Source organism: Limnobacter olei (assembly GCF_029087225.1).
GTDB classification, from domain to species: domain Bacteria; phylum Pseudomonadota; class Gammaproteobacteria; order Burkholderiales; family Burkholderiaceae_B; genus Limnobacter; species Limnobacter olei.
On record NZ_JARFJD010000013.1, the window covers coordinates 13,666 to 38,062 of the forward strand.

The 24,397-nt window shown below is 51.6% G+C and carries 28 protein-coding genes; 18 read left to right on the forward strand and 10 right to left on the reverse strand.

All coding sequences use genetic code 11. The features are described 5' to 3' along the window. Positions 1-96: 96 nt before the first annotated feature. Positions 97-1,785: a dihydroxy-acid dehydratase gene (gene ilvD / locus PY990_RS09110; RefSeq protein WP_105029391.1), complete on the forward strand. Its 1,689-nt coding sequence runs from the start codon at positions 97-99 to the stop codon at positions 1,783-1,785. A gap of 12 nt (positions 1,786-1,797) precedes the next feature. Here the strand turns inward: ilvD and PY990_RS16360 are convergent, their stop codons facing one another. Next, on the reverse strand, positions 1,798-2,049 hold the full coding sequence (locus PY990_RS16360) for a TIGR04438 family Trp-rich protein (RefSeq protein ID WP_105029392.1): 252 nt from the start codon (positions 2,047-2,049) through the stop codon (positions 1,798-1,800). Positions 2,050-2,141: 92 nt separating this feature from the next. Between PY990_RS16360 and PY990_RS09115 the strand changes: the two genes are divergently transcribed. Then, positions 2,142-2,450 (forward strand): c-type cytochrome, encoded by a 309-nt coding sequence (locus PY990_RS09115; RefSeq protein WP_275271338.1) that lies wholly within the window; start codon positions 2,142-2,144, stop codon positions 2,448-2,450. A 67-nt stretch (positions 2,451-2,517) separates the two neighbouring features. On the opposite strand, the gene PY990_RS09120 is transcribed toward PY990_RS09115, so the two are convergent. After that, positions 2,518-3,501, reverse strand: coding sequence for a Bug family tripartite tricarboxylate transporter substrate binding protein (locus PY990_RS09120; RefSeq protein ID WP_275271339.1), 984 nt, complete (start codon positions 3,499-3,501; stop codon positions 2,518-2,520). Between the two features lie 160 nt (positions 3,502-3,661). Continuing rightward, positions 3,662-4,816 carry a branched-chain amino acid ABC transporter substrate-binding protein gene (locus tag PY990_RS09125; protein WP_275271340.1) on the reverse strand — a complete coding sequence of 385 codons (1,155 nt, stop codon included), beginning with the start codon at positions 4,814-4,816 and terminating at the stop codon, positions 3,662-3,664. A gap of 246 nt (positions 4,817-5,062) precedes the next feature. Between PY990_RS09125 and PY990_RS09130 the strand changes: the two genes are divergently transcribed. From PY990_RS09130 to PY990_RS09145, 4 genes are read left to right on the forward strand one after another with little or no spacing between them, the layout of a single operon-like run. Next, positions 5,063-5,950 (forward strand): branched-chain amino acid ABC transporter permease, encoded by an 888-nt coding sequence (locus PY990_RS09130; RefSeq protein WP_413789517.1) that lies wholly within the window; start codon positions 5,063-5,065, stop codon positions 5,948-5,950. Continuing rightward, positions 5,947-7,020, forward strand: a complete 1,074-nt coding sequence (locus PY990_RS09135) for an ABC transporter permease subunit (RefSeq protein ID WP_275271342.1) — start codon at positions 5,947-5,949, stop codon at positions 7,018-7,020. Before PY990_RS09130 ends, PY990_RS09135 begins: the two co-directional genes overlap by 4 nt. Next, positions 7,017-7,790, forward strand: coding sequence for an ABC transporter ATP-binding protein (locus tag PY990_RS09140; RefSeq protein ID WP_275271343.1), 774 nt, complete (start codon positions 7,017-7,019; stop codon positions 7,788-7,790). Before PY990_RS09135 ends, PY990_RS09140 begins: the two co-directional genes overlap by 4 nt. Continuing rightward, on the forward strand, positions 7,783-8,523 hold the full coding sequence (locus PY990_RS09145; RefSeq protein ID WP_275271344.1) for an ABC transporter ATP-binding protein: 741 nt from the start codon (positions 7,783-7,785) through the stop codon (positions 8,521-8,523). Before PY990_RS09140 ends, PY990_RS09145 begins: the two co-directional genes overlap by 8 nt. A 17-nt stretch (positions 8,524-8,540) precedes the next feature. Here PY990_RS09145 and PY990_RS09150 read toward each other — a convergent pair whose 3' ends face one another. Then, entirely contained in the window at positions 8,541-9,560 is a 1,020-nt protein-coding gene (locus PY990_RS09150; RefSeq protein WP_275271345.1) for a CDP-6-deoxy-delta-3,4-glucoseen reductase, read from the reverse strand. On the opposite strand from PY990_RS09150, the gene PY990_RS09155 reads away from it, so the two are divergent. Next, positions 9,552-10,514, forward strand: coding sequence for a Rossmann-fold NAD(P)-binding domain-containing protein (locus tag PY990_RS09155; RefSeq protein ID WP_275271346.1), 963 nt, complete (start codon positions 9,552-9,554; stop codon positions 10,512-10,514). The genes PY990_RS09150 and PY990_RS09155 overlap by 9 nt on opposite strands. Positions 10,515-10,533: 19 nt before the next feature. Here the strand turns inward: PY990_RS09155 and PY990_RS09160 are convergent, their stop codons facing one another. Genes PY990_RS09160 through PY990_RS09170 form a run of 3 tightly spaced genes read right to left on the reverse strand, consistent with a single transcriptional unit; the run spans position 10,534 to position 12,676 of the window. Then, on the reverse strand, positions 10,534-10,809 hold the full coding sequence (locus tag PY990_RS09160; protein ID WP_275271347.1) for a polyhydroxyalkanoic acid system family protein: 276 nt from the start codon (positions 10,807-10,809) through the stop codon (positions 10,534-10,536). A 50-nt stretch (positions 10,810-10,859) separates the two neighbouring features. Further along, positions 10,860-11,987, reverse strand: coding sequence for a TRAP transporter substrate-binding protein (locus PY990_RS09165; RefSeq protein WP_275271348.1), 1,128 nt, complete (start codon positions 11,985-11,987; stop codon positions 10,860-10,862). A 2-nt stretch (positions 11,988-11,989) separates the two neighbouring features. Then, positions 11,990-12,676, reverse strand: coding sequence for a LutC/YkgG family protein (locus PY990_RS09170; RefSeq protein WP_275271349.1), 687 nt, complete (start codon positions 12,674-12,676; stop codon positions 11,990-11,992). A gap of 167 nt (positions 12,677-12,843) precedes the next feature. On the opposite strand from PY990_RS09170, the gene fdxA reads away from it, so the two are divergent. From fdxA to PY990_RS09205, 7 genes are all read left to right on the forward strand, one after another. Continuing rightward, a complete protein-coding gene (fdxA, locus tag PY990_RS09175; RefSeq protein WP_008248660.1) occupies positions 12,844-13,167 on the forward strand; it encodes a ferredoxin FdxA in 324 nt (107 codons plus the stop codon). 33 nt (positions 13,168-13,200) lie between these two features. Further along, a complete protein-coding gene (locus tag PY990_RS09180; protein WP_275271350.1) occupies positions 13,201-14,007 on the forward strand; it encodes a ferredoxin--NADP reductase in 807 nt (268 codons plus the stop codon). A gap of 115 nt (positions 14,008-14,122) precedes the next feature. Continuing rightward, positions 14,123-15,358: a polyhydroxyalkanoate depolymerase gene (locus PY990_RS09185; protein WP_105029403.1), complete on the forward strand. Its 1,236-nt coding sequence runs from the start codon at positions 14,123-14,125 to the stop codon at positions 15,356-15,358. Further along, positions 15,351-15,992 (forward strand): RnfABCDGE type electron transport complex subunit B, encoded by a 642-nt coding sequence (locus PY990_RS09190; RefSeq protein WP_275271351.1) that lies wholly within the window; start codon positions 15,351-15,353, stop codon positions 15,990-15,992. The genes PY990_RS09185 and PY990_RS09190 overlap by 8 nt, the downstream gene beginning before the upstream one ends. Continuing rightward, positions 15,989-16,621 carry an endonuclease III gene (gene nth, locus PY990_RS09195; RefSeq protein ID WP_105029405.1) on the forward strand — a complete coding sequence of 211 codons (633 nt, stop codon included), beginning with the start codon at positions 15,989-15,991 and terminating at the stop codon, positions 16,619-16,621. Before PY990_RS09190 ends, nth begins: the two co-directional genes overlap by 4 nt. Continuing rightward, positions 16,618-17,712, forward strand: coding sequence for a hypothetical protein (locus tag PY990_RS09200; RefSeq protein ID WP_275271352.1), 1,095 nt, complete (start codon positions 16,618-16,620; stop codon positions 17,710-17,712). Before nth ends, PY990_RS09200 begins: the two co-directional genes overlap by 4 nt. Positions 17,713-17,731: 19 nt before the next feature. After that, positions 17,732-18,166, forward strand: a complete 435-nt coding sequence (locus PY990_RS09205; RefSeq protein ID WP_275271353.1) for a DUF1841 family protein — start codon at positions 17,732-17,734, stop codon at positions 18,164-18,166. 93 nt (positions 18,167-18,259) lie between these two features. Here the strand turns inward: PY990_RS09205 and PY990_RS09210 are convergent, their stop codons facing one another. Continuing rightward, a complete protein-coding gene (locus tag PY990_RS09210; RefSeq protein WP_275271354.1) occupies positions 18,260-18,592 on the reverse strand; it encodes a c-type cytochrome in 333 nt (110 codons plus the stop codon). A 22-nt stretch (positions 18,593-18,614) separates the two neighbouring features. Further along, the gene (locus PY990_RS09215) at positions 18,615-18,956 is read right to left on the reverse strand and encodes a c-type cytochrome (RefSeq protein WP_275271355.1); all 342 of its coding nucleotides are present in this window, start codon (positions 18,954-18,956) and stop codon (positions 18,615-18,617) included. Positions 18,957-19,166: 210 nt separating this feature from the next. Between PY990_RS09215 and PY990_RS09220 the strand changes: the two genes are divergently transcribed. From PY990_RS09220 to PY990_RS09235, 4 genes are all read left to right on the forward strand, one after another. Further along, positions 19,167-20,009: an AAA family ATPase gene (locus PY990_RS09220; RefSeq protein WP_275271356.1), complete on the forward strand. Its 843-nt coding sequence runs from the start codon at positions 19,167-19,169 to the stop codon at positions 20,007-20,009. A 14-nt stretch (positions 20,010-20,023) separates the two neighbouring features. After that, positions 20,024-21,199, forward strand: coding sequence for a vWA domain-containing protein (locus tag PY990_RS09225; RefSeq protein WP_275271357.1), 1,176 nt, complete (start codon positions 20,024-20,026; stop codon positions 21,197-21,199). Positions 21,200-21,268: 69 nt separating this feature from the next. Next, on the forward strand, positions 21,269-21,859 hold the full coding sequence (locus PY990_RS09230; RefSeq protein ID WP_275271358.1) for an outer membrane lipoprotein: 591 nt from the start codon (positions 21,269-21,271) through the stop codon (positions 21,857-21,859). A gap of 134 nt (positions 21,860-21,993) precedes the next feature. After that, the gene (locus PY990_RS09235; protein ID WP_275271359.1) at positions 21,994-22,455 is read left to right on the forward strand and encodes a hypothetical protein; all 462 of its coding nucleotides are present in this window, start codon (positions 21,994-21,996) and stop codon (positions 22,453-22,455) included. Between the two features lie 12 nt (positions 22,456-22,467). Here the strand turns inward: PY990_RS09235 and htpG are convergent, their stop codons facing one another. Then, positions 22,468-24,366: a molecular chaperone HtpG gene (gene htpG, locus PY990_RS09240; protein WP_275271360.1), complete on the reverse strand. Its 1,899-nt coding sequence runs from the start codon at positions 24,364-24,366 to the stop codon at positions 22,468-22,470. Positions 24,367-24,397: the final 31 nt, after the last annotated feature.

A 24,397-nucleotide genomic window follows, 5' to 3' on the forward strand; every position in this document is an offset into this window, starting at 1 on the left:
TACCCTTTGATGAATGAAGGTCTTCCTGCGCCCAGCGGAGCATCATAAAATGGTAAATTCTCGTTTTGAATCCAATTCCACCTGCGAGCTTTTGCAATGAGCATCAATCGACGTTCCAAGAACATCACCCAGGGCGTGGCCCGTTCGCCCAACCGCGCGATGTACTTCGCCATGGGTTACAAAGACGAAGACTTCAACAACCCCATGATCGGTATCGCCAACGGTCACTCGACCATCACCCCTTGCAACAGCGGCTTGCAGCCTTTGGCCGATGCGGCAGTGAAAGCGGTGAAAGAAGCTGGCGGTAATCCACAAATTTTCGGAACGCCAACCATCTCCGATGGCATGAGCATGGGCACTGAGGGCATGAAGTATTCACTGGTCAGCCGTGAAGTGATTGCTGACTGTATCGAAACTGCGGTGCAAGGCCAGTGGATGGATGGGGTTCTGGTCATCGGTGGCTGCGACAAGAACATGCCTGGTGGCATGATCGGCATGGCCCGCATGAATGTGCCCGGCATTTATGTTTATGGCGGCACCATCAAGCCTGGGCGTTACAAAGGCAAAGACCTGACAATTGTGTCTGCCTTCGAAGCGGTGGGTGAATTCACTGCTGGCCGCATGAGCGAAGAAGATTTCAAGGGCATCGAGAAGAATGCATGCCCAAGTTCTGGTTCTTGTGGCGGCATGTACACAGCCAACACCATGAGCTCGGCATTCGAGGCATTGGGCATGAGCCTGCCCTACTCCAGCACCATGTCAAATATCGATGCGGAAAAGGTCACTTCGACTGAAGAATCAGCTCGCGTGCTGATCGAAGCGGTGCGCAACGACCTGAAGCCCCGGGACATCATTACCAAAAAGTCGATTGAAAATGCAGTGGCTGTGCTGATGGCCACTGGCGGATCGACCAATGCTGTGCTGCACTTCCTGGCCATCGCCAAGGCAGCGGATGTGGCCTGGAGCTACGAGGACTTCGAACGCGTGCGCCTGCGTACACCTGTCATTTGCAATTTGAAGCCTTCTGGTCAGTATGTTGCAACCGACCTGCACGACGCGGGTGGTATTCCACAAGTCATGAAGATTTTGCTGGACGCAGGCCTGCTGCACGGCGATTGCATCACGATTACCGGCAAAACGATTGCTGAAACACTGGCAGATATTCCGTCAGTGCCCCGTGCAGATCAAAACGTGATCATGCCAATCGAGAAAGCCCTGTACAAGCAAGGTCACTTGGCGATTTTGAAAGGCAACCTGGCACCTGAAGGTGCTGTGGCCAAGATTACCGGCTTGAAGAACCCGGTGATTACTGGCCCAGCCAAGGTATTTGACGACGAACAAAGCGCGATGGACGCAATTTTGGGCGACAAAATCAAAGACGGCGATGTGATTATTCTTCGCTATCTGGGCCCCAAAGGCGGCCCTGGCATGCCAGAAATGCTGGCTCCAACTTCAGCTATTATTGGCAAAGGTCTCGGCGAAACTGTGGGCTTGATTACGGACGGTCGTTTTTCTGGCGGTACCTGGGGCATGGTGGTAGGCCACGTTGCACCGGAAGCTTACGTTGGTGGCCCAATTGCGCTGATCAAGGAAGGCGACTCCATCACCATGGATGCGCACCAGAAATTGTTACAAATCAACGTAAGCGACGAGGAATTGGCAAAGCGTCGTGAAAGCTGGGTGAAACCCAAACCACGTTACACCACGGGTGTTCTGGCCAAGTTCGCAGCCTTGGCCAGCAGCGCCAGCAAAGGTGCCGTCACCGATGGTGATCTCGACCTGTAAACTTGCAAACGCTTACCTAAAAGGAAAACCCCGGCGCTGGCGTCGGGGTTTTTTGTTTTGAAAATGTCGAATTCGTGCCTCTAGCTGACGCTTTCTAAACTGCTGTCGGCGCACATCCAAGCCAAGCCAGGGTTCAAAAAGTTCAAACCAGCAAATGGCCATGAGGAAAGGCAAAGCAATGGAGAACCATTCCCAATTGCTTACGGGATGTACACCGCCTAGTTTCATTGTGAGCAAAAGGATGCCCAGAAGGATAAAAATCATGCTGTTTCACATGACAAACAACTGCGTTGTCTGCCAAAATGACGCCCGAGACGTTATTAACGTGATAACTGTAACAAAGTGAGGAGTTCAGTATGATCAAGCAAATGGGTGTCTTGGCGATTGCAGCCACCATGGTTGCTCTACCGTTGTCAGCCAGCGCCGACGAAGCATTGGCCAAGAGCAAAGCCTGCTTGGCCTGTCACCAGGTTCAGAAAAAAGTGGTTGGTCCGGCTTTTAAAGACGTGGCTGCCAAGTACAAAGGTCAAGCAGGTGCAGAAGCCATGCTCGCCGGCAAAATCAAGAACGGCACCAAGGGTACTTGGGGCCCAGTGCCCATGCCTGCACAAAACGTGACCGAAGACGAAGCCAAGAAATTGGCCGCTTGGGTACTGTCACTGTAATCAGCCCATAAGCAAGTCAAAAAGCCAAGGTGTTGCGCCTTGGCTTTTTTTCATTCCAACTTAACAATTAAGACCCGTCAAACTGAATGTTCTGCTTTTTCACCAAAGCGTGCATTCGTTCCATTTCCTGCCTGATTTCAGCCGAATGTTGAGCGGGTGTGTTCCCCACAGGCTCTGCACCGCTGGCCCGCAGGCGTTCTTGAACTTCCGGTAGCTTGAGAACTTTCACTGTGGCGGCGTTCAACTTTTGAACAATGGAATCGGGAGTGGCCGCAGGTGCAACCAACCCATACCAAACCGGTTCATTCACTGCCGTTAATCCCAACTCTTTGAAGGTGGGTACATTCGGAAGTGATTCAAGCCGGTTAGGCCAGGCCACAGCCAAGGCGCGCAGGCGATCCGCCTTGATGTGCGACATGGATGAAGGCAGATTGTCGAACATCATGTCCACAGACCCGCCCAGCAGGTCATTCAGCGCAGGGCCGGCACCGCGATACGGCACATGCAGAATATCAGTGCCTGTTTCAACCTTGAACTGCTCACCCACCATTTGCTGAATACTGCACTGCCCTGATGTTGCAAAACTCAACTTGCCCGGGTTCTTTTTCACGTGCGTCAAAAACTGTTTGAAGTCTTGCGCGGGAAACTTTGGATTCACAGTCAAAACGTTCGGAGAACTTGCCATATTGGTAATGGCCTTGAAGTCTTTGACCGGGTTGTAGGGCACTTTCGGGTTGCAGGCCGAGATTACGGCATGTGTTGACAGTGTAGACACACCCAAGGTGTAACCATCGGGTGCTGCCTTGGCCACCAGGCCAGCACCAATGCTGCCACCGCCGCCACCGCGATTGTCGACGATCACAGATTGTCCCAGTTCTTTACCCAACTTGTCCGCCACAATTCTGGCAACAATGTCAGTAGTTCCTCCCGCCGCAAACGGCACTACCAGGGTAATTGTCTTGCTGGGGTAGTTGTCAGCGATGGCTGGGCCTGTTGCACAGGTCAGCAGCATTGCAGTGAATAGTGTTTTTTTGATACCGCAGAAAATCATTCATCATCTCCACTTGTTATTGGCCACAACCTGAGGCGGTTGTGGCTCAACACTTAAGTGGTAGGTGACAAAAAGAAGTTCGTGACTGTTAAAAATTAATTCTGATTAAATTTACAAAATAAAAATGCATCCCGAATCGGTCCAACACTGCTGGATCAAATCAATTCACAACCTTGACCGGAAACTTTCCTTGAGGACCATAAGAATTCAATGTCACCGCAGCATTCAGCACATCACCGACTTCATCAAATGCAATAGTCCCGATCACTCCTTCGTGCCGAATCTCTTTCAACTTCGGAAGATACTTCTTGGGATCTGCTGACTTTGCATTTTTCATGGCCATGCCCATGGTCATGACTGCATCGTATACAAAAGGCGCATAAACCTGAATATCCGCCTTGAACTGGGCTTTGTATCGTTTCTCGAAAGCGGGTCCGCCTGGCATCTTGCTCAAGGCCATACCGCCCTCAGCGCAAAGCACATTCGACCCCACATTGTCCCCGCCCAAACGCATCAATTCAGTTGTACAAATACCATCACCGCCAATCAGCTTTGCCTTGATACCCAGTTGCTTCATCTGGCGCAGCATTGGGCCTGCCTGTGCGTCCATACCTCCGTAAAAAACAAGGTCTGGATTCACGCGCTTGACCGAGGTCAAAATGGCCGCAAAGTCGGTGGCCTTATCGGTGGTGTAGTGGCGCTCCAGCACCTTTACGCCTTTGGCTTCAAGCTGCTTCGTAAAAATATCAGCCAATGGCTGTCCATAACCGGTACGGTCATCGATGACCACTACCCGCTTCACTTTCATTTCGTCGACTGCATACTTGGCCAAGGCAACGCCCAACACGCCATCGTGGGCAATTACCCTGAATACAGACTCAAACCCTTGCTTTGTCACTTTGGGTGTGGTGGCTGAAGGTGTAATTTGGGGAATGCCGCAGTCATAATAAATACGGGATGCGGGAATGGTGGTGCCGCTGTTCAAATGCCCGACAATGCCGTTTACTTTCATGTCACACAATTTTTGCGCGACGATGGCACCAGTTTTTGGGTCTGCGGCATCATCTTCTGCAACCAGCTGAAATTTGGCAGTGCCTCCATCCAGCTGAATTTTCATTTTATTCAAATCGTCGATCGCCAGCCTGGCGCCTGATTCATTGTCTTTGCCGTAATGGGCCTGTGGACCCGAGAGCGGTGCAATATGCCCAATTTTCACCAACACTTCCTTACCGTAAACAGGCGTGCTCGCCAAGGCGATAAATACCGACATACCCATGAATGAATGTTTCAAATTCCGGGACCTGCAAAGGTTCATGATCGCCTCCAATTCGTTTTAGTGGTTAATTCATCCAATGTAGCATCTAAACCGGTAATGGGTTCAGCTGTCAATTAACTGACTTCTTTCTGAAGAAATACGCGAAACCCAAACCCAATTTGCTCTATTCTTTTTCCGACACATCTAATTTCAATCGCATTGGCGTACATGGATATTTTTGCGCAACAACTGATCAACGGCTTGGTTCTCGGCAGTATCTATGCACTGGTGGCACTCGGCTACACCATGGTGTATGGCGTGTTGGGCTTGATCAATTTTGCCCATGGCGAAGTCGTTATGGTTGGCGCCATGGTGGCATTTAGCGCAATCACCTTGTTCATGGGTTTGTTCCCCGAGACACCGGGCTGGATTCTTTTCCTGGTGGGAGTGCTGTGCGCAGTGCCTGTGTGCATGCTGGTCAGTTTTTCGATCGAACGCTTGGCTTATCGCCCCTTGCGAAACGCGCCTCGGCTCGCGCCTTTGATTTCTGCAATTGGTGTTTCAATCATTTTGCAAACGCTGGCCATGATTATCTGGGGCCGCAATTACCTGATTTTTCCCACCACACTGCCCACCGATCCGATTGTTTTGCATACCTTTGCTCCAAACCTCGAGAACGATTACGAAAGAATTGTATCCGTCACACCGGTGCAACTTTTGATTGTGGCGGTATCTGCGGTCCTTATGTTTGGCCTGACCTATACAGTCAACAAAACCCGATTGGGGAAAGCCATGCGCGCCACCTCTGAAAACCCGCAATTGGCGGGGCTCATGGGCATCAATGCCAATTCAGTGATCGCCGCTACATTTGTGATCGGAGCTGCCTTGGCTGGAGTAGCTGGAGTCATGGTGGCTGCCAACTATTCTGTGGCTCATTTTTACATGGGCTTTTTACCCGGTTTGAAAGCATTTACTGCCGCAGTACTCGGCGGCATCGGCAATATTTACGGCGCCATGTTGGGTGGCCTCCTGTTGGGAATTGTTGAAAGCCTTGGCGCTGGCTATTTGGGGCAATTGACCGGTGGTTTTCTGGGCTCGCACTACCAGGATATTTTTGCCTTTGCTGTGTTGATTTTGGTGCTTACTCTTCGGCCATCTGGCCTGTTGGGTGAAAGGGTGTCAGACAGAGCATGACCAAACTTGCCCAACGCCATCAACAAGTGATCGGCTTCCTGCTCGTTGCCATCGCCTTGGCTGCCCTGCCTTGGGTGGCGGGCTTGATTGGCAACAGCTGGGTTCGAATTTTGAACATCGCCTTGCTGTATGTGATGCTGGCGCTCGGTCTCAACATTGTGGTGGGTTTCGCTGGCTTGCTCGATCTGGGTTACATCGCCTTTTACGCGGTGGGTGCTTACGTATACGGTTTGCTGGCTTCACCTCATTTAACCGACAATTTTGAAACCATCGCAACCCTTTTTCCAGATGGTCTGCACTTGTCCATTTGGTTAATGATTCCGCTGGGGGCCCTGATTGCCGCGCTATTCGGCGTATTGCTGGGTGCACCCACCCTTCGGCTACGGGGCGACTATCTCGCCATTGTTACCCTGGGTTTCGGTGAAATCATTCGCTTGTTTCTGAACAATTTGAATGCACCAGTCAATATCACCAATGGCCCCCAAGGCATCAACATGATTGAGCCCGTTCAAATTGCGGGGGTTCGTTTTTCACGCACTGTCGATTTGTTCGGCGTCGAGGTTCCTGCACTTCATCTTTATTACTATCTGTTTCTGGCACTCACCCTCCTTATTATTGTGGTGTGTATACGGCTGCAAGACAGTCGAATCGGCCGCGCATGGACTGCCATACGTGACGATGAAATTGCTGCCAAGTCGATGGGGATCAATACCCGCAACATGAAGCTGCTGGCTTTCGCACTGGGCGCCTCCTTTGGCGGTGTGGCGGGCGCGATGTTTTCTGCATTTCAAGGCTTTGTAAGCCCGGAATCATTTGGACTGATGGAATCAATCATTGTTCTTTGCATGGTAGTGCTGGGCGGAATGGGTCATATTCCTGGCGTCATTCTGGGCGCACTTTTGCTGGCAGGTTTTCCGGAAATGCTGCGGCAAGTGGTCACACCTGTACAGGAGTTTTTGTTTGGTAGCGTACTGGTGGATGCAGAAATACTTCGCTCCCTGATCTATGGCCTGACCATGGTGCTGGTCATGCTATATCGCCCCGCCGGGCTGTGGCCAAAACACAAATGAACATACCCCTCTTTAGCGCCACCCATCTGAAAAAAAGCTTCGGCGGCATCACTGCTGTAGATGATGTCAGCCTGAGCGTTCAGCCCGGACAAGTGGTCGGGCTGATTGGCCCGAACGGTGCGGGCAAAACCACTTGTTTCAATTTGATCACCGGTTTGTACGCACCCGACGCAGGGCAATTTGAATTCAAAGGTAAAACATACAAGCCCGCGTCACCACACTGTGTCGCGCAAATGGGGTTGGCCCGCACATTTCAAAATATCCGTTTGTTCAAGAGTATGACAGCGCTTGAAAATGTGGCCGTGGGCATGCATGGCAAAACCAGGCAGGGCGTATTGGGCGCGGTACTTCGTACCCCGGCACAACGCCGCGAGGAAAAACAGGTACACCAGCAGGCATTGAAGTGCTTGCATTATGTGGGCATCGGCGCTTACAGCAATCACCTGGCCGGGCAGCTTTCCTATGGTGATCAACGACGCCTCGAAATTGCACGCGCTCTGGCCAGCGAACCTGCGCTACTCGCCTTGGACGAACCCGCTGCTGGCATGAATGCGACTGAAAAATTGAAACTGCGAGAATTGCTGCTCCGGATTCGACAGGACGGGACATCAATACTGCTGATTGAACATGATGTCAAACTGGTGATGGGTATTTGTGACGAAGTCATTGTGCTGGATTACGGCAAAGTGATTGCTCAGGGAACCCCCACGCAAGTGCAGCAATCCCCCGCCGTCATTGAAGCCTACCTTGGGGGGCTACACCATGGCTGATTCCATGCTGAACATTCAAGGTCTGACTGTTGCCTACGGCGGAATTCAGGCTGTGAAGGGCTTGAGTTTTCACGTGCATGCAGGTGAGCTGGTGTGCTTGATTGGCTGCAATGGTGCGGGTAAAACGTCAGCCATGAAAGCCATTGCAGGCTTGTTGCCTTTTCAAGCCCATGCAGCTACTTTCAAAAGCACCATTGATTTGACGAAGCTGCCCGCGCATCAAAGGCTGCCACTCGGGCTGGCCTTGGTGCCAGAGGGGCGCGGAATTTTCACCCGCATGACCGTGCTTGAAAATCTTGAATTGGGTGCAAATGCGCGCTTTCAAACCGGCTGCCTGAAAGCCGAGATCGATTGTGATTTGGAGAAAATGCTGACTCTGTTTCCGCGCATCAGGGAGCGACTGAAGCAATCCGCTGGAACTTTGAGTGGTGGAGAGCAGCAGATGTTGGCCATGGCACGTGCGCTGATGGGAAAGCCCGATCTTCTGTTGCTGGACGAACCCAGCATGGGATTGGCTCCGATCATGGTTGAGAAAATTTTTGAGGTGATTCAACAGGTGCACCGCGAAGGAATGACGATACTGCTTGTTGAGCAAAATGCTCACATCGCCCTGCAACTGGCTAACCGAGCTTATGTCATGGATTCAGGTTTGATTGATTACGAAGGCCTGGCCAGTGAACTGATCAACGACCCCAGAATTCGAGAAACCTATCTGGGGCAAGTGTCGCAATAAAGCCTGCTGTATGCGGGTCAGGCATCTGCCATAGACGTAAAGGAATCTGCGAAGAACTCCTCCTCGGGTAAACCACACTGTGAGGTGAAATCGCGCTGGGCTGACTCGATCACAATCGGTGCACCACAGGCATACACTTGGTGTGCGCTCAAATCCGGAAAGTCCTGCATGACAGCGTGGTGCACAAAACCTGTTCGCCCCGTCCAGTGACATTCGTCTGTCGCATCAGACAGCACCGGTACAAATTTGAAATTTGAGTGCTCGCTTGCCCATTGCACGGGCAAATCCAGCATATACAAATCGGCCTTGGTTCGTGCACCCCAATACAACACAAACTCACGGCTGTTGTTCTTGAAAAAGGCTTGTTCCAGTAACGATTTAATTGGGGCGAACCCGGTGCCACTGGCGAGCAATACCACGGGTTTTGTAGAATCGTCGCGCAAGAAAAATGTACCGAAGGGTCCTTCAAAACGCAAAATTTCCCGTTCTTTCATAGTGCTGAATACGTGGTCAGTGAACAAGCCACCCGGCATGTGCCGAATGTGCAGTTCGATCCCGCCTTCCTGATAAGGCGCGTTGGCCAGCGAATAACTGCGGCGCGAACCATCGCGAAGCATGAATTCTATGTACTGCCCAGCATTGAATTGCAACACCTCATTGGCCGGCAACTGCAACTTGAGAACAGCCACATCGGTCGCAGGTTTCTCGATGCTTTGCAACCGGCAAGGCATTTTCTTGATGGGAATGTCACCCAAACCGGACAGCTCCCTCACCTTTAACTTCACTGGGCCCAGCGGTTTTGCGCAACAAGTGAGCACCTTCCCGCGCACGCGTTCCTCCTCACTCAGGGCGCGCGACTGATAGGTGCCATAATCCACCCGGCCCTCGATCAAATCGGCCTTGCACGATCCACATGCGCCGTCTTTGCAGCCATATGGCAAAATGACGTTTGCGCGCAGTGCCGCTGACAACAAAGTATCGTCGGCCTCGCATTCAAACTGTTTTTGACTGGGAAGAATTTCTACGTTGTGAATCATCAAACTACTTTCCGTGACATCGACAAACCCGGCGGGCTATTTTTCAAACGCAGTTTGCCCCGGCGCTTTCGGCAAAGCAATATAAGCGTTGCGGGCTGCGGGCAAGTGGGCTTGGTCTTGTTACAAACCTTTCCAGATCAACATTTTACAGCGACTTATCGCCCTGGGGCGGATACCGCAGCAAAGCGCGCTGCCATCTTGGTACACAACGCTCGGCCACTGGCCATTGATTTGAATTCGAAGAGCGACCTGTTGCGCCTAATTTCAATGAGTCACCGAATCATCTGGATGGCGCCGCCCGACTCATCCGTAAACACTGACAACACACTGAAAAAACTGGTGCTGTGGGCAGCCACAAGGGCCAGGGCTCACGGTAAACCTGCACCGCGAATCAGCTATGTGTCCACCACCGGCGTTTATGGCAATGCGCAAGGGCAATGGATTAATGAATACACGCCATTGAATGCTCAATCGGACAGAGCGAAGCGGCGGGTTCACGCCGAGACGCAACTTCGACTTGGACTAGAACATGGTGTGCATGTACACCTGCTACGTGCGCCCGGCATATACGGCGACAACAGATTACCAATTGACCGTATCAAGAATCGCACACCTGCCTTGCTGCCTGATGAAGATGCGTGGTCAAACCACATTCATGAACTCGATTTGGGCCGTTTAAGCCGGTGGGTCAATTACAAAGGCGGTGCCTTTGAGGTGCTGAACGCCTGCGACGCAAAACCCAGCAAAATGGGAGACTACTTTGACCTAGTGGCCGATGCTTATCAGCTTACTCGCCCTCCCCGCTTTTCTCGGGAAGAGGTGAAACAAATGGTGAGTCCCATGATGTGGAGTTTCATGTCGGAATCGCGGCGTATTGAATCTTTGAACCAGAAAAAACTGGGATTTCGTCTTCGCTATCCCAGCGTTGCTGATTTTTTAGCCGATAAAGATTGATCCAATACGGACCGCTCGTTCACGCAAACATTTTGTCGATGTTTTTGTCGATTTCCGCTTGAATCTTTCCCTTGAATGCTTTCAGCATGAAGCCCAGTGAAATATCGACAGTGACGTCTTTGTCAGTCACGTCCAGCTTGCCCCTCACACCTGAACGCGTGAAATTGAGGGTATTGCCTTGCCATTGACTATCCAGCTGGAATTCTTTTTGAAGTTGGTCTGCCAGTTTTTGCGCAGTTTGCTTGGCTTCTTCCAGGGTCAAATTGTGTGCTTTGCGGGCATGAATATCAGACATGTTGGCTCACTCTTGAAGGTGTTGTGCCTGCATATTAACCCAGCCACGGTTTACACGGTAGAGAACCAAAAATCGAAAGCCATTTTAGAAGAAGGTGTCAGGTCATTTTCAAAACCCACCACACGCTTGGCAAAACGCATTTGGGAATCAATAATGCGCTTGAAAATCCGACTGTTGGCTGATTCGCGCGCAATAATTTTGCGCCACGCAGTCAGCTGTGCCTTCAAAATATCGTCCGGGGTGACGTAATAACGAACACCCTGCTTGCGGCGCATTTCCTCATAATCGGTTGAAAACCGGTCAGAGGCCTTCCAGCTTAAATCTGCAGAAGAGGCCTGCAAGGCATATCGAATAATCGAGCGCAGGGCAAAAGGCAAGCTGTCAAAACGCTGCTTGTTGAAAATAACTTCAAATACTTCGCTGCTTTGGTGAAAGCTGCGAATCATGCATACCGACGACACACTGGGAAAACCCAAGGCACGATCGGAACTGGGGTTGTTAAACTCCGCCGCATCAATCAGGCCTTTGTCCAGCCATGGCACAATATCGGCGGGCTGCAAGGCTGTGGTGGTTAAGCCAAGTTCCTTGAACACTTCAGCGGCCAAACCCACGGCCCGAAAACGCATCTTGTCGAGGTCTTTGATGCTCTCGATCCGATTCTTGAACCAGCCCAAAGGCTGTGGTGTCAATGGCCCGTACATGAAGCCTTGAATGTTCAGGTTCATTTCTTTTTGAACCAGTTCGTCGTAAAGCTGTTGACCACCACCATACTGAAACCACGCCAGAATCTGGTTCGAGCTCATGCCAAAACTGGGGCCACTTCCAAACAGGGAAAATGCGGCATGGCGATCGTGCCAATACGTTGGAACTCCATGACCACCGTCAAGCTGCCCTTTATGCACAGCATTCTGTATACCAAAAGCTTTCACAATGCTGTTGGTAGGGTACACATCAATGCGCAACTCGCCGCCCGACATGTCATTGACCTTCTTTGCAAAATCCTGGGCAAACTCATTGAAAATGTCTTTGGTGGGCCAAGTACTTTGGAACTTGAACACCACTGGTTTGATGGTTTTGACGAGCGACGCAGACTGGGAAGCCGCAGGAGTGGCTATCGCACCAGCCGCTCCTGCCGCCAGAGCTTTTTGCACAAAGCGTCGCCGGGAATTGTCGCGCATGCTTACTTGCCGACCAGAATCAAATGCACCCTGTAAGGGCCATGTGCACCCAACACAATGGTTTGTTCGATGTCTGCAGTGCGTGAAGGGCCGGATACGAAGTTCAATGCTCTCGGCATAATCCGCCCTTCTTTTCGTAGCATTTCAAATGCGTCTTCCATGGTGTGCACCACTTGGTCTTCCCGAACAATTGCAATATGTGTTTCGGGCAGCAAGTGGGTGCTGGCTGGTTCATCGGCTTTGCTGGCAAATACCAGAGTGCCGGTTTCAGCCACAGCGCAAGCCACAGCACTGATACCAATCAAGTCATCACCGGTGGGGGCGCCCAAACGCGCCACATGCGGCAACACCGACCAGTCCAACTGATTCAACGCTGGCCAAATGGCCACAGTGCCCTTCAATTCATTCTCTGCTAGATAAGCAGCACAGGCTTCGGGCACTTCTGCATTGCTTTTCACTCGTTGCACGGTGCAAAGCATTGCCCGGGATTTCTCCTCAAACAAAGCCACCACGTTTTCTACCGGGCTTGGCGCCGGGCCGCGAGTTTTCCGGGCCAGGTAACCCTTGGCCAAGGTCATCTCATTGTCGCGCATGGTGACAGGCCTGGATTGAAGACTGCGAATCCGATTCAGAATTTCTGACCGGGCCGCGGAAGTATCCAGATCATCATCGTTGAAAGATTGGCTCAAAGTGCATCCTAGGCATATATTCGTAGTACTCATTATAGAAAAACCGCGCCACCGCCGCCCCTAGGGTATGCCCCATGCCAGTTGGTGAATTCGAGCGGAGGTTCAGGTGCAATGCAGCCCAATCGATTACAATGTCTCGTTATCTTGCTTAACCAAACATTTTCACCATGACACACGTAGTTACCGAGTCTTGTATCAAGTGCAAATACACCGATTGTGTGGATGTATGTCCAGTCGACTGTTTTCGCGAAGGCCCCAATTTCCTGGTGATCGATCCAGACGAGTGCATCGACTGCGCTGTTTGCATTCCTGAATGCCCCGTCAACGCGATTTACGCTGAGGAAGATGTACCCGCCGACCAGGTGAAGTTCATCGACATGAACGTAGAACTGGCCAAAGATTGGCCTAGCATTACGCGCATGAAGGCACACCTGCCAGATGCCGATGACTGGAAAGACGTGAAAGACAAGCTTCAATACCTTGAAAAGTAATCCACTTCAAGGCAGTTCCAATCGAGTAGTTGCATGAGTGAAGTTGAAGACAAATACACCCGGGAAACAATCACCAGCATGCGTGTTTGGGTGCCAGGCAAATTGTTTTCCTTCACCTGCACACGCCCAACAGGCTTTCGCTTCACGGCCGGCCAATTTGCCCGGCTGGGTGTTGATAACACTTTGCAACTACCGGGCGAACCGGAAATCATCTGGCGAGCCTACTCCATGGTCTCGGGCCCATTTGACGAGCATCTTGAGTTTTTCTCAATTGTCGTACCTGAAGGGGCTTTTACCAGTCACCTAAGTCAGCTTCAGGTGGGTTCTCCTGTTTACATCGACAAAACCAATTTCGGCTTTCTCACCACAGCCCGCTTTGAAACCGGCAACGATCTTTGGCTGTTGGGCTCAGGAACTGGTTTGGCGCCATTTCTATCGATTCTTCACGACCCGCACACTTGGGAACAGTTCGAGAACATCGTGCTGGTGCACAGTGCCCGCACCGCTGAGGAACTGGTGTATCAAGACATGATCAAGGGATTTGTGGAACACCCCGTGCTTAGCGAACTGATCGAGAACGTCAAGAAACGATTTGTCTACGTGCCCGTGGTTACCCGCGAAAAAGTGCCCAATTGCTTGGGTGAACGGATTACCACACTGCTGGAACAGGGTAGCCTGGCTGAACACACAGGCTTGCCCATGAATGTTGAACGTAGTCGATTCATGATTTGCGGCAACCCGGATATGGTTACAGATATTCGCAAGGTACTGAAATTAAAAGGTTACTCCCCAGCCCGACGAAACACCCCCGGTGAAATTGCTGTAGAAAACTATTGGTGATCGAAGAATCATTCAAACATGTTGCGTTGCAGCAATGTTTGCAAGATAATCGTCAGGAACCTGACACATAATTGTCAAATCAAGACAATCGCCTAAAAAAGCCGGAGGCACTTCCATGCTGTACCAAATGCACGAATTTCAGCGAGCGCTGCTCAACCCCATGACCATTTGGGCTGAAGCAGGCTCCAAGCTATACAGCAACCCATTCAGCCCCTTGGCGCACCTGCCCATGGCACGCCGTATTTCAGCGGGTTTCGAATTGATGTACCGCTTGGGCAAAGAATATGAAAAACCCGAATTCGGCATTACCACAGTGAAGTGCGGCGACCGCGAAGTGTCGATTGCCCAGGAAATTGTTGAAACCAAGCCATTTTGCAAACTGATTCACTTTCGCAAAATGATTCCTGCTGAATCCAAACCGTTGAAGCCACAACCCAAGGTATTGGTGTTTGCCCCTCTATCGGGCCACCATGCCACCCTGCTGCGCGACACTGTCAAAACCCTGCTTCAAGACCACGATGTCTACATCACCGATTGGGTAGACGCCCGCATGGTGCCCTTGTCAGAAGGCGAGTTCCACCTTGACGACTATGTACACTACTGTATCGAGTTCATTCAGTTGCTGGGGCCCAATGTCCACCTGATCTCGGTTTGCCAGCCCACCGTGCCGGTAATGGCGGCAGTATCGCTGATGGCATCCAACAACGACCCCAAGCAGGCCAAAAGCATGACCATGATGGGCGGCCCCATAGACACCCGCGAAAGCCCCACCGAGGTGAACAATCTGGCTACCAAAAAGCCCTACTCCTGGTTTGAAAACAATGTGATTTACAGTGTGCCCCACACTTACCCCGGCTACCTGCGCCGCGTGTACCCCGGCTTCTTGCAGCATTTGGGTTTTGTCAGCATGAACCCGGACAAGCACGCACAAAGCCACTACGACTTTTACATGCACCTGGTAGAGGGTGACGGAGAAAGCGCTGAAAGCCACCGTCAGTTTTACGATGAATACAATGCGGTGCTGGACATGCCTGCTGAGTATTACCTGGACACAATCAAAACTGTGTTTCAAGATCACGCCCTGCCAACAGGTACCTGGGAAGTTCGCGGCCAGCGCGTAAAGCCGGAAGACGTGAAAACAGTGGCACTGTTAACCATTGAGGGCGAGCTGGATGACATTTCCGGTCCTGGCCAAACCAAAGCTGCACTCAAGCTGTGCAAAAGCCTGCCTGCGGACAAGAAAGAACATTACGAAGCCATGGAATGCGGACACTATGGTATCTTCAGCGGTCGCCGTTGGCGCGAGAAGGTTTACCCGAAAATCCGCGAATTCATAGCCAAGAATGCATGAGCAACTTGTACAACAAATAGATGATCTACTTCCTCAAACCCAATGCACACAGTGCGGGTTTGAGGGCTGTTTGCCTTACGCCAAAGCCCTGGCGAGCCGGGAAGCTGATTTAAACCGTTGCCCCCCGGGCGGCGAGAGCACAATCGCGGCCTTGTCTGCCCTGTTGAATCTTCCAGAAAAACCAGTTGACCCCAGCTGCGGCACCACCATTGAACGGCACATCGCCAGCATCCACCCCCAGCATTGTATTGGCTGCACCTTGTGTATCAAAGCATGCCCGGTTGATGCAATTGTGGGCAGCAGCAAACGCAGGCACGCCGTACTGGCTGAGTTGTGTACAGGCTGCGAATTGTGCATTCCCCCCTGTCCCGTCGACTGTATCGACATGGTGTTTATGCCTGAATTCAGCGCGTGGAACCAAGCCCAGGCGCATGCTGCCCGCGCGCGCATGCACACTCGGGAAAACCGTTTGAAGCGGCAAAAGGAAGAACAGGCTGAAAGACTCGAAGCCAAGGCAATTCACAAACTGGACGAGTTAGATGACACACCCAGCCCCGATGCAGCTGCCAAAAAGGCCGTGGTGCAAGCTGCACTGGCCAGGGCACGGGCACGGCGACAGGCACAAACACCATGAACAAAGAAAAGCGTACCGAGATTTTCAAACGGTTTCAGCAGGCCAACCCGGAACCAAAAACCGAGCTGGAGTATTCAACTCCGTTTGAACTTCTGGCTGCGGTTTTGCTGAGTGCACAGGCCACCGACAAAGGCGTGAACATTGCCACACGAAAACTGTTTGCCGTGGCAAATACGCCCGCAGCAATCGCAGCGCTTGGTGTTGCCGGGGTTGAGGAATACATCAAAACAATTGGTTTGTTTCGGTCTAAGGCAAAACACCTTGTGCAAACCGCAGAAATTCTGCGAGATCAACACAACGGCGAAGTACCAGCAGACCGGGAAGCACTTGAAAGCCTCCCGGGCGTTGGCCGCAAAACCGCCAACGTGGTGCTGAACACCGCGTTCGGGCAACCCACGATGGCTGTCGATACGCATATTTTCCGAATCAGCAACCGCACCGGCATTGCCCCAGGGAAAGATGTGCTTGAAGTTGAAAAAAGGCTGTTGAAGCTGGTGCCCCAAGAGTTTATGTTAAACGCTCACCATTGGCTGATTTTGCATGGGCGCTATGTGTGCAAGGCACGCAAACCGGAATGTACTCGTTGTAGTATCGTGGACTTGTGCGAATTCAAAAAGAAAACAACATGAGCCACGCAATTTGCGTTCAAGTGTTCAGTGATGCCCGGCTTGAAGACGCCGCTGCACTGGTTGAAAGCGCGGTTGAGAAAGCCGGGCTTCGCCGCCACTCCGACTACATCAGCCGGGTTATTTTGTTGTGCACACCGCATTTCGCTTCGCTTTTGCAAGACCTTGCACAGTTGTGTGTCAGCAAAACCAACTGCATGAATGTGTGGGGTGGCTGTGCCTCAGGCCTGTTGGGACAGGGCGAGGTGTTTAGCAACGAACCCACCGTATTGGTCGCCGTGTTTGGCAAAGAATTCGAAACCCCGCAAGGCAATATTCCTGCACGGCACACTGCCTTGAACCTGTGCATGGTTGAGCACGAGCAAGTACTGACCGACCACTGGACATTGGCCGACTGCGAGCCTGATTCTAGCATCGTGCAAGCAGACACCTTGGGCTTGTTGTCGTACGGCGCCAATTACGCAAAAATGCCGCGCGTTGAGCACGGCCGTATCTGCGGTGAAGCCATTTGTGCAACCCAACTGCTGGTGCAAACCCCCTTGATTCTCAACTCGGAAGGACTCACATTTCTGGGACCGTATCAAACAGTGAGCGAAAGCAATGGTCTGTTTCTGATTCGTGTAGGTGATGAAAAAGCGGCCTCGGCGCTTCGATGCCCAAGCGAACAACCCCGCCCGGTGGGCATGCGTTTGCAAGTGGTGCACGACAAAGGGGAAAGCTGGATACCCGTGATGGAAATTCATGCCGATGGCACTTTGGGACTGGCCGCGCCAGTGCTCAAAGGGCAAAAAGTGCGACTGGCCCACCGAACCCCTAAGGCAATCGATCAAGAAATCCATGAGTGGATGCCCGCCGTGCGTACTCATTTCAATGCCAAAGCGCCCGACATAGGCATTCTTTTCGCCGGTTTCGAGCGAAGCCAAATGTGCCATGCCGATGACAACGACATCGCCACTGTGTTAGCCAGTTTCCCCGATACAGAATGGATAGGCGTATTTGGTCAAGCTGCTTGGTTAAACCAGGGTGACACCGTGGTAACACCGCCCAGAAACAATCGACTCAGTCTGTGCCTGTTCAATAGCCCACAGATGTAATACACGAGGTAACCTTTTCATGTTCAACCCAACGCGAGACCAGGCAAGGCTGTTTTTTTTGAACAGCTGGAAGAAATACCACAAAGAAGAGCCACTGAGCGAAGCAGAAAGCCTCGCCCTGCAATGGATGACCAAGCACCCCGAGTATTTTGAAGTGTTTGACACTGAACCAGAATCGATTCTTGCCGCTGACTTCTCGGTAGAAGCGGGCCAAAGCAATCCCTTTCTTCACTTGTCCATGCACCTGGCCGTGGCTGAACAGGTCAGCATCGACCAGCCACCCGGTATTCGGGCAGCTTTCGCCAAACTGTGCGAGAAAATGGGCGATGATCACAAAGCAGCTCACCAAGTGTTTGAATGTTTGGCCGAGCAAATTTACCAGCAACAGAAAAATGGTGTCGCGTTCAGCAGTGAAAATTACATTCAATGCATTCTGGAACACAGCGGGGTTTGATCCACTCCCATTCGTCGTAAAAAAACCCGCTTCAGCAACAAGGCTTCAAGCGGGTTTTTTATTAAGCCCAGTCCATTCAGACTGGTAACTAATTTACTTCTTCAGGTACAACTCGCCTTCAAGCGACGCAAAGAATGCTGACAAATCCTTGATGTCTTGCTGGCTCAGGCCAGCGGCCATACCGGCCATAATGGCATTATTACGGCCACCCTTCTGGTACTGCTTCAAGGTGTTGGCAATGTAGTCCGCATGCTGCCCAGCCAGCTTCGGGTAAGAAGGATCCATGGTTTTATTCCAGTTGCCTTCAACAGCATGGCATGCCGCGCACTGGGCTTCGGCCTTGGCTTTGCCTGCTGCAATGTCAGCAGCCTGAACTGAGAATGACGCGGCAAACAAGGCTGCAGCGATAGTGAATTTAGTTTTCATGTTGATTAGTCCTTGTTGCAAATCACTTGGCTTGTGCGTAATACGCAGCCAGGTCAGCGATGTCTTGTTCGGTCAGGGTTTCAGCAATACCGCGCATGGTCGGGTGTTTGCGATCGCCCTTCTTGTAGGCATTCAGCGCTGCCTCAATGTACTTGGCGTTCTGACCCGCGATATAGGGCACGTTGTACACCTCGGGGAAGCTGGCCTTGTAACCGGGAATACCATGGCAACCAATGCACATGGACTTCTTCGATGCCGCTGCCTCGGCGTTGCCTTCAACAGCCATTGCGGGGGCCGTAAATGCCGCCGCAGCCAACAGGCCGGTAGCGCTCATTGCGCGAACAGTCAAACCGATACGTTTCATCTCGCTCTCTCGTCAACAAATGTAATTGGTGGTCAGCCGCGCCATTTTGTGTAAGGGGTGGCGCTGGGCAAAAACCTTGCTATTTTACGGTTGATCTGCCGCTTAGTCTATGAACTGCGGGTCGAAAGCGCCAAATTGGATGAAAAATTCAGCAAATTCGCCCTGAAAAGCACTTACACTGGCGGTATTGAATTACAAGGAATTACAAAAATGCGTTTTGAAGGTAGCAAAACCTACGTCGCCACGGACGATCTTAAACTCGCTGTCAACGCAGCCATCACCCTGCAACGCCCCTTGCTGATCAAAGGCGAACCCGGCACCGGCAAAACACTGCTGGCCGAGGAAGTGGCTGCATCCCTCGGTCTTGAGTTGATGCAGTGGCACATCAAATCGACCACCAAGGCCCAACAAGGCCTTTACGAGTACGACGCGGTGAGCCGCCTGCGCGATTCGCAGTTGGGTGAAGCGCGTGTCAAAGACATCGCCAACTACATTGTGAAGGGTGTGCTTTGGCAGGCTTTTGAGAGCGACAAACCAGTGGTGTTGCTGATTGATGAAATTGACAAAGCCGACATTGAGTTCCCAAACGACTTGCTGCGTGAAATAGATCGCATGGAGTTTTACTGCTACGAAACCAAGCAGCTGATCAAAGCCAAGCACCGCCCCATCGTGATCATTACCTCCAACAACGAGAAAGAGTTGCCCGATGCCTTCCTGCGTCGCTGCTTTTTTCACTACATTCAGTTTCCTGACAAAGCCACCATGGAAAGCATTGTGGCTGTGCACTTCAAGAACTTGAAAAAAGAATTGCTGGATGCTGCCATGGCCAGTTTTTTTGGCATTCGCGCCCTGCCCGGCTTGAAGAAAAAACCCACTACATCTGAGCTCATCGATTGGCTTCGCCTCCTGCTGGCTGAAGACATTCCAGCCAGCGCACTGCAAGCAAAAGACGGAAAAGACGCCATTCCGCCCATGCACGGGGCATTGCTGAAAAACGAGCAAGACATTGAACTGTTCAACCGCTTGGTGTTCATGGCCCGTCAGGGTCGCTGATAAAGGCTTTTGCTGTGCTACTGGATTTTTTCTTTCAACTTCGCGACGCCAAAATTCCCGTCACAGTGCGGGAATACCTCACCCTGCTTGAGGGGATGAAAGCGCAGTTCATGACCCCAAGCCTGGACAATTTTTACCATTTGTCGCGCCTGACCTTGGTGAAAGACGAACGGTTTTTTGACCGGTTCGATCAGGTGTTTGGCAACTACTTCAAGGGGCTGGAAAAGAACATGGACCTGTTCGCCCAGCTGCCGAAAGACTGGCTGGAAAAGCGATTCAACCGCGAATTCACACCCGAAGAAATGGCAGCCATCGAAGCCATGGGTGGATTGGACAAGCTGATGGAGCGCCTGAAAGAACTTCTCAAGGAACAGAAGGAACGCCACGAGGGCGGCAGCAAATGGATCGGCTCGGGCGGTACCTCGCCGTTTGGCAACAACGGATACAACCCGGAAGGCGTGCGCATTGGACAAGACGAAAGCCGCAACCGCCGTGCAGTGAAGGTTTGGGACCAACGTTTGTATCAAGATTACGACGACGAGCTGGAAATTGGCACACGCAACATCAAGATTGCGTTACGCCGCTTGCGCCGGTTTGCGCGGGAAGGTGCACAAGAAGAATTGGATTTGGACAACACCATTGAATCCACGGCGCGCAATGCGGGCTGGCTGGATTTGAAAATGCGCCCCGAACGCCACAATTCAGTGAAAGTGTTGATGCTGCTGGATGTGGGTGGTTCCATGGACGACCACATTCGCCGCACAGAAGAATTGTTCAGTGCCGCGAAAAGTGAATTCAAGCATTTGGAGTTTTATTACTTCCACAATTGTGTTTACGATTTCCTGTGGAAAAAAAACCACCGTCGCCACAGTGAGCGTTTTCAAACCACAGACATACTGCGCACCTACAACAGCGATTACCGTTTGATCTTTGTGGGAGACGCCACGATGAGCCCCTACGAAATTCTACAGCCCGGTGGTTCGGTCGAGTACAATAACAAGGAAGCTGGCGCAGTGTGGTTGCGTCGTTTTCTTGATCGTTTTCCGAAAGCCGTCTGGCTGAATCCGGAACCCGAAGGGCTATGGCAATATCGCCAAAGCGTTGAAATCATTCAAAATATCATGGAACACCGCATGCACCCCCTCACGGTCGGTGGGCTTGAAACTGCAATGCGATACCTTAGTAAGTAATCCTTGTATTCCTTTTTCTGACCCTCCCCGTTATTAGCATCACAAACACATTTCGTGTGGAGAAAGAAAATGGAAACCAAACGTACTCATCCCCTGATTATCACTGCCGCTGTTGCCGTTATTTTGGCCAGTGGCATTGCAATTGCATCCATGACTGGCCTGCTGCCCAGCAGCAACGCCAATATGAGCGACCAAGAAATCGCCCAAATGGAAGAACAAGCACGCCTGGAGGAAGAGGCAAAAGCCAAGGAAGAAGCCGCTGCCAAAAAAGCAGCGTCAAAGCCTGTCGCTTCCAAGCCCGCACCAGTGCGAACAGCCGCAACTTGTAGCACCTGTGGCCGTGTTGTTGAAATTCGCCAGCGCACCGTTCAAGGTGAAGGCTCCGGCATCGGTGCAGTAGCTGGTGGCGTGGTAGGCGGCCTGTTGGGCAACCAGATTGGCGGCGGTAGCGGCAAGAAAGTGGCCACCGCAGCTGGCGTGGTAGGCGGTGCCGTATTAGGTAACAAAATTGAAAAAGACCGCAACTCGACTACCCAATACGACGTGGTGGTTCAGTACGATGCTGGTGGCTCCGACGTATTCAGTTTCAGCAGCCCACCCAACTGGCAGTCTGGCGACCGTGTGAAAGTTGTGAACGGTCAGATCACCTCTAGCCTGTAAACCCGCTCATCTGTTTACAGGATTTGTTTGGTCACCCAGCAATGGGTGACCTTTTTCGTTTTAATTGCCAGTTGTGGAACCAGTTAAAATTGTGGGGCACTCAATTCAAATTTCCTTTTGAATGGAGTCGCCACATGACAGCATTGAATGACCCCGATTTGATCAAGGCATTAGCCGCCTGGGTGGGACAACTGAAAAGCCCCTATCATGAGGACAAACAAGTGAACAAGTGCCCTGTAAAGCTGATGTCAAATTCACCAAATGCCTGGCTTGAAATCAAGCAGATTGATCAAGGCATGATGGAAATAACTTGTATTCATCGGGTGATGGAGCAAGACGAGCACAGCGATCTGGAAGGAATTCGCAAAGAGTGCAGCCAGTTCAATGCACTGATGGAACGAGTGCGCCTTCCTGCGTATATGTGGGAGGACAGCCACAAGGCAGAATTTCAGCTGCGGTGGCAAGAAACCCTGGTAACCCAGGCAGACCTGAAGTACGTACAGCGATTTTTTGAACAATCACTTTACTTGGCCAACGCCTTGCAAAGCAGGCTGGGCTGGGCACTGAATGGTCAAGCCCAGCCACTTAGCCACTAAAACTTATCTGCCTTAGGCTTTTACGGTGAGTAACAACATGTTCAAGCGACGAACGAACCCGGCTGGGTCTTCCAGTTGGCCACCTTCAGCCAGCACCGCTTGATCAAACAGCACGTTCACCCATTCATCGAAATGATCTTTCTCGATCTTTAAACGTTGAATAAAGGGATGCTCAGGGTTTAGCTCAAGAATTGGCTTGGTGTCGGGTGCATTCTGGCCAGCCTGCTTCAGCATGCGCTTCAAATGCTCGCTCATGCCCATTTCATCAGCAACGATACATGCTGGGCTGTCGGTCAAACGCAAGGTCACACGGGCCTCTTTGATGCGGTCCTTCAGCAGGTCTTCGACCTTCTTCAACACATCCTTGAACTCGTCCTCAACCTTCTTCTTGGTTTCCTTGTCTTTTTCATCCTCAAGGGCACCCAAATCAAGGCCACCTTTGGCACAGCTTTGCAGTTCCTTGCCTTCGAATTCCTGCAGGTAAGACAACATCCACTCGTCCACGCGGTCGCTGAGCAGCAGCACTTCCACACCCTTTTTCTTGAACACTTCCAGGTGCGGGCTGAATTTGGCAGCTGCATAGGTGTCGGCTGTGACGTAATAAATCTTGTCCTGGCCCTCTTTCATGCGGGCCACATAATCAGCCAGCGAAACGGTTTGAGCTTCGCTTTCACTTTGTGTAGTTGCAAAACGCAGCAGTTTGGCAATGCGTTCTTTGTTGGCCGGGTCATCGCCCATGCCCTCTTTCAGCACCTGGCCAAACTCTTTCCAGAAACTGGCGTACTTCTCGGTTTCATTGGCAGCCATGTCTTCCAGCAAACCCAATACCTTCTTCACAGACCCTTCGCGAATGGCTTTTACATCGCGGCTTTCCTGCAAGATTTCGCGAGACACGTTCAAAGGCAGGTCGGAGGAATCGATCACGCCTTTCACAAAGCGCATGTAGGGAGGCATCAGCTGCTCCGCGTCGTCCATGATGAACACACGCTTCACGTACAACTTAATACCTTTCTGTTGGTTGCGGTCCCAGAGGTCGTAAGGGGCCTTGGCTGGAATGTACAACAGCGATGTATATTCCGAGCGTCCGCCCTCAACCCGATTGTGCGTGTAGGCCAGTGGGTCAGCAAAATCGAAACTGATGGTTTTATAAAACTCGTTGTACTGTTCAGCAGTGATGTCGCTTTTAGAACGGGCCCACAAGGCATTGGCCTTGTTCACATTCTCCCACTCGCCCGTAGCCTTCATGCCACCGGCTTCCTCGTCCCATTCCTCTTTCAGCATTTGGATGGGCAGGGAAATATGGTCAGAATATTTGGTCAGAATGCTCTTGAGTTTCCAGCCAGAAAGCAATTCGTCTTCATCGGCTTTCAGGTGCAGAATAATCTGCGTGCCGCGGTCTGCTTTCTCAATGGCTTCAACACTGAATTCGCCATCGCCTTTCGATTCCCATTCCACACCCTCGGCAGCTGGCAAGCCCGCCTTGCGGGAACGCACTGTAACTTTGTCGGCTACAATGAAAGCCGAATAAAAACCCACGCCAAACTGGCCGATCAAGGCGGCATCTTTTTGCTGATCGCCACTCAATTTGCCAAAAAATTCTTTGGTACCACTTTTGGCGATCGTGCCCAGGTGTTCAATGGCGTCTTCGCGGCTTAAGCCAATCCCATTGTCTTCAATCGTGATGGTGCGGGCTTCCTTGTCAAAGCTCACACGAATTTTCAGTTCAGTGTCGCTCTCGAACAGCCCAGCGTTGTTGATGGCTTCAAAGCGCAGTTTGTCGCAAGCGTCCGATGCGTTGGATACCAGCTCGCGAAGAAAGATTTCCTTGTTGGAATACAGGGAATGAATCATCAAATGCAGAAGTTGCTTTACCTCTGTTTGAAAACCCATTGTTTCCTTCATTGCACCCATGTTGTTTGCTCCCTTCATCTTCTTGGTTTGG